General features: G+C 38.8%; 1 protein-coding gene. It reads left to right on the top strand.

The genetic code is table 11. The annotated features are described in order from the left end of the window. On the top strand, positions 1-3928 hold a 3928-nt coding region (locus tag DRF65_RS28070; protein ID WP_165852330.1), incomplete at both ends, for a condensation domain-containing protein.

Raw genomic sequence — 3928 nt, 5'->3', positions numbered from 1 at the left:
AGCCGGAGATGTTACCAATCCACAGGTCATGGCGATGTACAAAGAACATGGAGTAGATCTGATCAACGCTTACGGGCCAACAGAAACTACGGTATGTGCAACATTACATCATTATAACGAAGATGAAAATCCGGTGAATATCGGAGGTCCAATTGGAAATATGACGGCTTATGTCCTGGATAATCACCACCGGATAGTTCCTGTAGGCGCTATAGGAGAGCTTTATGTAGGTGGAGCCGGAATTGCCAGAGGCTATCTGAACAGATTGGATCTTACCGAAGAACGTTTCATTACGAATCCTTTCCAGACAGAAGATCAGAAATCAAAAGGAGAGAACGGACGTTTATACAAAACCGGAGACTTAGTACGCTGGTTATCCAATGGAGAACTTGAATACATCGGAAGAAATGACTTCCAGGTTAAGATCCGTGGGTATAGAATCGAATTGGGAGAAATTGAGAATCAGCTATTGGGTTATCCTGGAATCAGTCAGGTTGCAGTTTTAGCCAAAGAAAATACTTCAGGCTTAAAATACCTTGCAGGTTATTATGTTTCTGAAAATGAGATAGATTCATCTTTACTATCAGAGTATCTGTCAGAATCATTACCAGAATACATGGTTCCATCAGTGTTTGTTCACTTACTCTCTTTACCTCTTACAATCAATGGTAAATTGGATAAGAAAGCATTACCTGAGCCAGAATTTACAGGCAGTAAAAACTATATTGCACCAGAGACAGATCTTGAAAAACAGCTTGTTGCAGTATATGGTGAAGTATTAGGAATTAATGCTGAAACGATCAGTATTCATGACGATTTCTTCCGATTAGGAGGGGATAGTATCATCAGTATTCAGTTGGTAGGAAGGATGAAGCAACGTTTGGATGTAAGAGTCAATGTGAAAGAGGTCTTTTCATCAAGAACTCCGGCGGTATTGGCAAAACTTATTGAAGAAAAGAAATCTGCTACACAGATTGAACTGCTTACTGAACAAGGAATTCTTACCGGAAATGTTCCGTTTTTACCAATTCAGGAATGGTTCTTCAGTCAGATAGAATTAGGATATCTTCCGGATTTTAACCACTGGAATCAATCATTTTTATTGAATGTTGCCGAATTGGATAAGGCAATTTTTGAACAAAGTATTAACCTTCTGATTGAAAAACATGATGTATTCAGAATGCAGTATCCGAAAGAAAACGGATTATATAGTCAGCAATACGGAGATGAGAAAGCTTTTGCAGAAATCAGTTATATTGACGTTTCATCAATACATTCAGATGAATTACCCGAGATATTTACAGGATGGCAGAAACAATTTGACATAGAAAAAGGACCGTTATATCATATAGGTTATATTACGGGATATGAAGATCATACAGCCAGAATTTTCTTTGCTTTACATCACCTGATTATCGATGTGGTAAGCTGGAGAATCATCACTGAAGACTTAAAGAATATTTACCAATCCCTTGAAAAAGGTGAAAACTATCAGATAAAGAAAGGAAGCAGCTACCGTCAATGGACAGAAGCCATAAAAGGCTATAAATCTGAAAATTCAGAAGCCAGAGACCTGGAATTATCGTATTGGAACAGAATCACAAAGACAGTGAACCAAACCAATAATACACTGGAAGCGCTTTCTGTTCAGGAGCAACACCATGATATTCTTGCGCTGGATAAAGAGTATACTGAAAAACTGATCAGAGGAAGCCATCATGTCTATCAAACTCAGATCAACGATCTTTTACTTTCTGCATTGGCAACAGCACTTGGAGACTTGACAGGAGATAGCCATCATGCTGTCTTATTGGAAAGTCACGGGCGTGAAGAAATATTTGATAACCTGGATATTACAGAAACGGTGGGTTGGTTTACTTCTATGTATCCGCTATTGCTGGAAACAGGAAAAGAAGTAAATGAGACCGTAGTTCTGACCAAAGAAGCACTGAGAAGTATTCCAAACAATGGTATTGGTTATGGAAACCTGGTAGGGTATACAGATCAGGAACTTCCAAAAATAAGTTTCAACTATCTTGGACAGCTTGATCAGGAAGAAAATTCGGGAGAAAAAACATGGTTTATTGCGGCTGAAGATAATGGAGTTTCCATTGGAGAATCTAACCGTGGAAGTTATCTTATCGGAATCAATGGGGCTGTTGTAGATGGAGAACTTCGTTTTAGAATTTCAGCTCATTTGGAGCAGGACAAGGTAACACGATTTGCTCAGAGTTTTAAAGATCAGATGGTTACCATTATTGATGAACTGTCTAAAAACACAAGAAGTTTCCTTACTCCGTCAGATATAGATCATATCATAAGTGCTAAGCAACTTGTCAATCTTCAGGAATCAGTTGAGATTGAAGGCGTATATCTTGCGAACAGTCTTCAGGAAGGATTTGTATATCATGCATTGAGTCAGGGAGATAAAGATGATGCTTACCGTATACAGTTAACCTGGGATTATCTTGCTGAGATCAATACAGATAAGCTTAAAGAAGCGTGGTCACATACCCAGCAGCAGTTTCCTGCATTACGACTTAGATTTGACTGGAGCGAAGAGATTGTTCAGGTTATTGATAAAGAAAGTCCTCTGGACTGGCGTTATCAGGATATAACCGGAATGAATGAAGAAGAGCAGGAGGAACTGATTAAGGAATTGACTCAGAAAGATCGTTTTGAAGTCTATGACCTGTCAGAAAGCAGACTGTTCAGAGTCTATCTGTTCAGACGTTCAGAGAAACATTATACCTGTCTGTTCAGCAACCATCATGCTGTATTGGATGGATGGAGTATGCCGATCATCCTGAAAAGAATCCATGATATTTATCTGAGTTTGATTAAAGATCAGAAATCTGAATGGATGACCGATCAGGCATATATCAATACCCAAAAATACCTTCAACAGCATAAAGATGCCAGCCGAAGCTTCTGGAAAGAATATATGGCAACCCTTGAAGATCGTGAAGACCTGAGCAGCCTGATTAAAGACTCTCAAAGACATATCGATCTTGGAACCTATCGCCAGATCAAAGAGCATAGCCTTGTGACGATGACGATTGGAGATGATCAGTATCAGCAGTTGAAAAGATTTACCACTGAAAACGGATTTACCGTCAATGCTGTTATCCAGTATCTATGGCATAATCAGTTGAGAATATACAGTGGACTGGAAACTACCGTTGTAGGAACTACCGTATCCGGACGAAGCTTACCTGTAGATGGAATAGAATCTTCCGCAGGGTTATTTATCAACACACTTCCATTGATTGTACAGCATAAAGAAGGTCTGGTGACTGATGTTATTTCAGAGATTCAGCATAGATCCAGTGAGTTGAATACCCATAGTGATATGAGCCTTGCTGAACTTAATCAGGATTCGAGCCGTATTTTCAGTAGTTTATTTGTATATGAAAACTATCCGGTGCCTGAAGCAGGTGAGGACAGCAATGAAGTGGGATTTGTTTTCAAAGGAGGAGTAGAAAAACTGGATTACCCATTAGGAATCATGGCGTTTGAACATGGGGACAGTGTAATTATGAAGATTAATTATGAAGGAGCTCTCTTTGAACATAAAACAATGGAGAATCTGACAGAAGGGATGAAGAGTATTTTGGCTCAAATGTTAGAAAACTGGAAAATTACATCTGGTGAACTTTCCTATCTTCCAAAAGAACAGTTAGAATTAATGCAGATATGGAATGCCACGGAGAATGTATATCCATCAGACAAAACAATTCATGAGCTGTTTGAAAATCAGGTTGAAATAACGCCTGATCATACAGCTTTAGTCTATAAAGATGTCAAGCTTTCTTATAAAGAACTGAACGAAAGATCCAACCGTTTAGCCAACCATTTAATAGCTGCTTATAACCTTCAGCCAGACGAACTTGTTCCATTATGTTTAGATCGTTCCGAGAATATGCTG

Source organism: Chryseobacterium pennae (assembly GCF_003385515.1).
Lineage (GTDB): Bacteria > Bacteroidota > Bacteroidia > Flavobacteriales > Weeksellaceae > Chryseobacterium > Chryseobacterium pennae.
This window is presented reverse-complemented; position numbering and strand designations above follow the sequence as displayed.